Raw genomic sequence first — 6,263 nt, forward strand, 5'->3', positions numbered from 1 at the left:
ATGGCGTATACACCACTTATCGAAATGCGTGGGATCAGCAAGCATTTTGGACACGTGCAGGCAAACGTCGCTGTAGATTTCTCACTCCATCGGGGTGAGATCCACGCGATTGTTGGCGAAAACGGGGCAGGCAAGTCTACCTTGATGAAAATCCTTTATGGTCTGTATCAACCCAATGCAGGCGAGATTTTCGTCGATGGTCGCGCCGTGACTATCTCCTCGCCACGGCGCGCGATGCAACTCGGCTTCGGAATGGTGCAGCAACACTTTACGCTTATTCCGGTCTTCACGGCTCTCCAAAACATCGTCCTTGCCAAAGAACCTCGCAAACTTGGCGCGCTCCTCGATTACCAACAAGCAGGAGAGCAAATTGCCGCTCTCGCCGCGCAACTCGGTTTTAATGTGCCATTGAACACACCTGTCGAATCCCTGCCGATTGGAACACAGCAACACACGGAAATCCTGAAAGTCCTCTACCATGGCACAGACATTCTCATCATGGATGAACCGACAGCCGTTCTCGCGCCGCAAGAGGTCGAAGGGCTTTTTAATTGCATGCGCAACCTCAAAAGTGAAGGGAAAAGCCTCATTATCATCACACACAAACTCGATGAAGTGATGGCAATCGCCGATACCGTCACGGTAATGCGACGCGGGCAATCCGTCGCCTCCTGTCCGATCAACGACACCGATTCGGCAGCGTTGGCGGAAATGATGCTTGGTGAACCTGTTATTCCTACCTCTGTGACGCGAGAACAGACGACAGATACAACACCTCTGCTCCGTTTGGAAAACGTCACGCTTTCAGGAAGCTCTGGGACCACAAAAAGGCACAGATGGAAAAAGGCACTAACAAATAGAGCGTCCAACAAACGACATCTCGACGAAGTTAACCTTGAGGTGTTTCCGGGTGAAATCGTCGGTATCGCAGGTGTCGAAGGGAACGGACAGTCAGAACTCGTTCAGGTCCTGACCGGATTACAGCAGATTGATAGCGGGACCCTCACGCTAAACGGAGAGCGGATCGCACATATCCCTGCCGACAGGCATCGACACGGCATTAGTCTAAATGACCGAATTGACGATAACTTCATCATCGGACATCATAAACACAGCCGGTTCTGTCGTTACGAGCTGCTTCAGCGAAAGTCAATTCAACGGTATGCGCTGAATGCCCTCGACAAGTACCAAATTCGTGTTGGAGATATCGCGGATCCAATTCGGACCCTTTCCGGTGGAAATCAGCAGAAGGTTGTTGTCGCGCGTGAATTAGAGGCGCGTCCTGAAGTTATCATTGCAGCGCACCCAACACGAGGCTTAGACATCCATGCCGCGGAATTCGTCCACACACGGCTTATTCATGCCCGTAACCGTGCGAGAGCCGTTTTACTCGTCTCCTCTGAATTAGACGAACTCCTTCACCTTAGCGACAGAATCGCAGTGATGTATGATGGCAAAATCGTCGGTATTGTGAAGCCTGCAGAAACAAACAAACAAGAGTTGGGTGCCCTGATGCTCGGTTTAAATCCGAGTAGGTAGGCACAAAAAACCAACGTTCTTCCGCTTAGGAGAAAAAATGATCATTGATTCACATACCCACGCATGGCCCCGGTGGCCCTATCAACCGCCCGTTCCTGATGACGAAAGTCGGGGCAAAGTTGAACAACTTCTCCACGAAATGGATCTGCACGATGTCGACAAGGCTGTGCTTATCTGTGCACGCATTGATCGAAACCCCGAAAATAACGATTACGTCGCAGCATGTGTCGAACGTTATCCTGAGCGGCTCATCCAGTTTGCCGATGTAGACTGCTCATGGACAGAGACATATCACACCGATGGTGCAGCCGATCGGTTGAAAACTGCAGCCGAAGTCTATAACCTCAAAGGCTATACGCACTACCTTAGGGGTGATGACGATGGGACTTGGTTCTTCTCTGAGGAGGGACAACGTTTCTTCCAGACAACTGCCGAATTAGGACTCATCGCCAGCATTGCCATGGGAAGCCATCAGCACGAACCCCTCCGAAAACTCGCTGGGCAGTTTCCTACTGTGCCGTTTCTGTGCCATCACATGGGCGGTGCACGTGTCGGTGAAGAGCATCCGTATCCACAGCTCACGCAGGTGCTTGCATCAGGGAACGTGCCGAACATTCATATCAAGATGTCCGGTTTCGCTTATGTCTCACAGGTTTCATGGGATTATCCACAGTCAGATACACACTGGATTGTGCGTGCCCTCTACGAACACTTCGGTCCCGGTCGTCTCTGTTGGGGGTCCGACTATCCGGTTGTCCGTAATTTTATGACCTATCAACACGCACTTGAAGCGTTCCGAACGCACTGTCCATTTATCCCGGAGGTAGACAAAGTGGAAATTTTAGGTGGAACACTTCATCGTCTATTAGCAGAAGCTGGAAGATAGCACGACCTCAGTCCTGTACCTATGTTCTGGGTGTTGATACTCTGCGTCATCATCGTGTTGTTAATTCTCGTCCGCACGAAAAGATAACAGAAAAAGTTGCTTTTTAAATTTATTTAAGGTATAATAAAGGTTAAAGTCGAATGGACGCAGTGTTAACATTGCGTTCCAGTGAGGTGAATCTAAAAACAAAAGGGAGAGTCAATATGAAAAGCGTCTTTGTTTTGACAACACTCGCGTTGACCTTCGTAGCGGGTTTCGCGCTTGCGACGGAATCACCGACTGTGCAAGGCGAATACATTGAAGCCCGTTCAGCGAGTGTCTATGTGGGTGCATGCCACTATGGTTCCGAATTCGTTGAAGGTGGCAGAGAGGCAACCGCCGTCTGGAACATCCAGAGTGGAACTTGGAACGACGTTTCGCTGAAGAACTTAACCGTTGTCGCTGTTATAAGTGCGAAAAACAATTTGGCAATTGAGACCAAGACCCGTAAGAGCGTGTTATACATGGATCCGAGTGCTACGACAGAACAGCGCGCCGCACTCAGCGATCTGCTCACGACGAAATACGCTGGTGTTTTGGGTGAAGTCGTCGTGACCCAAACCGCTTCCATTGAATTCACGAAAGAAGGCACCAAATATGATGTAACCGTTGGCGAAGTTCTCAAACTTTCTGCCAACCGCTATCCGTGTGCCGGATGCACACAACCGCATCAGATCTGGTACAAACCGCTGACAACGATTCAGAACGCCATTGTCGGTAAATCCGAAGTCTATCGCTATAAGGATTCTCACCTCCCAGTGACATGGCAGCAGAGTGGCACAGAAAACAACGTCTTTGTCGGCGACTTCTCGATCTAAGGCAGTGAATGTCTGTAGTTACCTGTTGGGTAGCTACAGACCCTCTTTTAATGGCGCACGTCCGATACCCGCACAAACGTGTATCCGTCTCGTTTAAGCGCAGTAATGATCCTATCTGTTGCCGCTATGGTTCCCAAACGGGTAGCGTTCCCATAGACGCCTTTTCCATCGTGGAAGATGATAATAGAACCCGGCTTTACCTTCCGCAACACCGTTTTGGTAATTTTGTCCGGGTTCTGTGTTGTCCAATCCCAACTCCATACATTACCGCTCACATGTGCGCGGTCCCGCTTCGCGAGCACCCACGCCACCGGCAGAAATCTTGTTAAGATAGGTGCCCGAAACACAATCTCACCCTTTACACCCATGTGGCGAAGCAGTGCATCCGTCCGCTCAATTTCCCGCCGGACAGAGGATGGCGGCAGCAAACCCAGTACAGGATGGCTATAGGAATGATTACCCACCTGGTGTCCTTCAGCGATAACGCGGCGTACCGTTTCAGGATGCCTTTCAACCCGATTCCCAATCATAAAAAACGTGGCTTTGACATCATGTTTGGCGAGGACATCCAGCAACTGATGGGTATAAGACGGACTCGGTCCATCATCAAAGGTGAGCGCGACGATCCGTTGATGTGTGTTCAGGTGAACAATATTCTCTCCGAAGGGCGGTTTGAAGAAAACCCACAACAATGCGACCCCTGACACAGCAGCGATTATTAATTTCATATTTCTACCCATTGGTTCACAGAGTTATTTAACTTTACAGTGTTAATTATATCAGGTATTTTTATTTTTGTCAAATAATTTTTGCGCGGGACTTCGATATGGATCGCGAGCAGTCCCGCGGCAATCGTGGCGCGGGATTCTGTCTCGGCTTTACTGCGTTAGGTGTGGCATCCTCACGGGTATCCAGTTCAGTGTTCCCGTCGGTTGCCGGTGGCTTTAGAACTCGTCTTCCTGCTGCCATGGGTCTGTCTGATAGTAAGCGTCTGCCGTTCTGCGATCGAGGTCTTGTGCGCGTGTGATGTCGTACAAGCTCTGTTTGAGTGCGTCAGGCGCGTCTTCTGGGAGCAAGATTTCCGTTTGATCTGAAGCCCTGTTGATCCCTTCCACCCATCGGATTTCCACCTCGACCTTCAACGCCCGGCACTGTTCAAGAAACCGATAGGTTCCGGGTGCCGCATTATGCTTGATCTCGAAGTACTGTTGGATAGCCGCTTCGCCTTTCTTCGAGATGGCGGCGGGCGGGCACCAAGCGATTCTGAAAGCACCGGTCAATACACCTTGGACGAATTCAAATTGAGCAGTCAATATTTTTCTCACGATTTTTCGCACCTCCGCGATATGCGTGAAGTTATCGGTTTTGGGACTCTGATCAGAAAGACAATCCCGAAACCTGTTAGATAATTCGGTACTCCTGTGCCGAGACGCAGCCGACACTTCTGGGGACCACGCATCCTGCTGCGTATACCGTTTCGGTGTGGTGGTCGCCTCTTTATAACTTAAGGACACAGTTTTAGCAGAAAAAAGTGCAGAAATCGTGAAAAAACCTTTCGTTCAAGTTTTCGTTTACCTCATGCTACCAAAGTAGTTCTCTTTCTACCATACTTTGATTATCAAACTCAAATTGGAGAATAGATATTAATGTATCCAACGATTGTTGATTTCGGTTTCGTCGGCATTCACTCCTTCGGGTTGATGTTGTTCACTGCGTTTATTACATCTGGTATTGTGATACAATCCGAATTGAAGCGACGCGGTTTCGCCCCGGAACTTGCCTCAGCTATCGTTATGGCTGCGGCAATCGGTGGCATTGTGGGTGCGAAACTCTATTCTGCCCTTCTCGACGGTCAGATCACTTTTCAAGAGCTCTTTTCAACGAGCGGGATAGTCTGGTATGGCGGGTTCATCGGTGGGTGTCTCGCTGTTATTATTGTGATCGTTCGCTCTTCAAATCCATTCCTACCGACAATCGACATCGTCGGTCCGACGGTTATCCTCGGATACGGCATCGGTAGGATCGGATGTTTGCTCGCGGGGGACGGTGACTATGGACCGCCCTCCGACCTCCCGTGGGCGCTGGCGTTTCCTAATGGTACTGTTCCAACCGATGTCCCTGTCCATCCGACCCCTATATACGAGACGCTTCTGTCGTGGGCATTTTTTGGCATCCTCTGGTCTCAGCGTCGTAAGTTTGAGGGGACTCCGGGTGTCGTGTTTGGTGCGAGTCTTGTATTGTTAGGCGTGGAACGGTTTATCGCAGAGTTTTGGCGGATCACGCCGCGCGTGCTCGGATGGATGTCAGCAGCACAACTTTTCAGTATTGGGGCGTTTATTTTCGGGATCGTGCTCATTCTCTGGATGTTCACCCATCCCCGTTCAGTGGAAGGCGAGGTACGGGAACCTCGCCAGCGAGACAGCCGCACGTGAAAAACCACATCAGCATAACAGAAGTCGTAGGGGACACCAGCGACGGTAGGCGGCAATCAGCATCTGGAGGAAATATGAAGATTTTTGGCATAATCATATAAAGGGTCTTTGCAGTATAGTCCATACGGTTTCAAGCGGATATGAAAAACGGCTCAAGCCAAGTTATTACTGGGTTCAAGCCGATTTAGAAAATGTCTGATATTTGCGCTTATCGGACGCTTTTGAGGCGTCCCCATGTGGTTGTGAGCTTGGCTTTAGGCTCTACGGGAAAACTATCATCGCCGAAGAACTCAATTTCGCCAATTTGAAAGTACGCCCCAGCCGGGTTCGATGCCGTGTCAAAAGTAACATGCCGAAAAAAGCGATACCCGGTCTTTTGAACGTCGTAATCTTCACCTGCCTCAAAAAGGACGACTTGCAGTCGCTGCTCCCAAAAGCTTTTCCCGTCGTGAGCATAGATGGTCGTAAACTCCTCGCCGTCGTTCGACCCCTGAACCTCCCACACTGTCGGGTCCCTCGGAGGAACATCGTTCGCTGAAGATACGGTGA

General features: G+C 50.1%; 7 protein-coding genes. 4 read left to right on the top strand and 3 right to left on the bottom strand.

Annotation, left to right across the window (positions count from 1 at the left end; genetic code table 11):
* The 3 genes from J4G07_09385 (at position 1) to J4G07_09395 (ending at position 3,282) form a co-directional block, all read left to right on the top strand.
* Positions 1-1,539 carry an ABC transporter ATP-binding protein gene (locus J4G07_09385; protein MCE2414204.1) on the top strand — a complete coding sequence of 513 codons (1,539 nt, stop codon included), beginning with the start codon at positions 1-3 and terminating at the stop codon, positions 1,537-1,539.
* Positions 1,540-1,576: 37 nt separating this feature from the next.
* Positions 1,577-2,425 (top strand): amidohydrolase family protein, encoded by an 849-nt coding sequence (locus tag J4G07_09390; GenBank protein ID MCE2414205.1) that lies wholly within the window; start codon positions 1,577-1,579, stop codon positions 2,423-2,425.
* Positions 2,426-2,628: 203 nt separating this feature from the next.
* A complete protein-coding gene (locus J4G07_09395) occupies positions 2,629-3,282 on the top strand; it encodes a DUF1326 domain-containing protein (GenBank protein MCE2414206.1) in 654 nt (217 codons plus the stop codon).
* Between the two features lie 47 nt (positions 3,283-3,329).
* On the opposite strand, the gene J4G07_09400 is transcribed toward J4G07_09395, so the two are convergent.
* Both J4G07_09400 and J4G07_09405 read right to left on the bottom strand, forming a co-directional pair.
* Entirely contained in the window at positions 3,330-4,010 is a 681-nt protein-coding gene (locus tag J4G07_09400; protein ID MCE2414207.1) for a polysaccharide deacetylase family protein, read from the bottom strand.
* A 216-nt stretch (positions 4,011-4,226) separates the two neighbouring features.
* On the bottom strand, positions 4,227-4,607 hold the full coding sequence (locus J4G07_09405) for a hypothetical protein (GenBank protein ID MCE2414208.1): 381 nt from the start codon (positions 4,605-4,607) through the stop codon (positions 4,227-4,229).
* A gap of 321 nt (positions 4,608-4,928) precedes the next feature.
* Here J4G07_09405 and J4G07_09410 point away from each other — a divergent pair, with 321 nt between their 5' ends.
* Positions 4,929-5,714: a prolipoprotein diacylglyceryl transferase gene (locus J4G07_09410; protein MCE2414209.1), complete on the top strand. Its 786-nt coding sequence runs from the start codon at positions 4,929-4,931 to the stop codon at positions 5,712-5,714.
* 208 nt (positions 5,715-5,922) lie between these two features.
* On the opposite strand, the gene J4G07_09415 is transcribed toward J4G07_09410, so the two are convergent.
* Positions 5,923-6,263: hypothetical protein (locus J4G07_09415; GenBank protein MCE2414210.1), on the bottom strand; the 341-nt coding region annotated here is incomplete at its 5' end.

This window comes from Candidatus Poribacteria bacterium (assembly GCA_021295715.1).
In the GTDB taxonomy this organism is placed as follows: Bacteria; Poribacteria; WGA-4E; order WGA-4E; family WGA-3G; genus WGA-3G.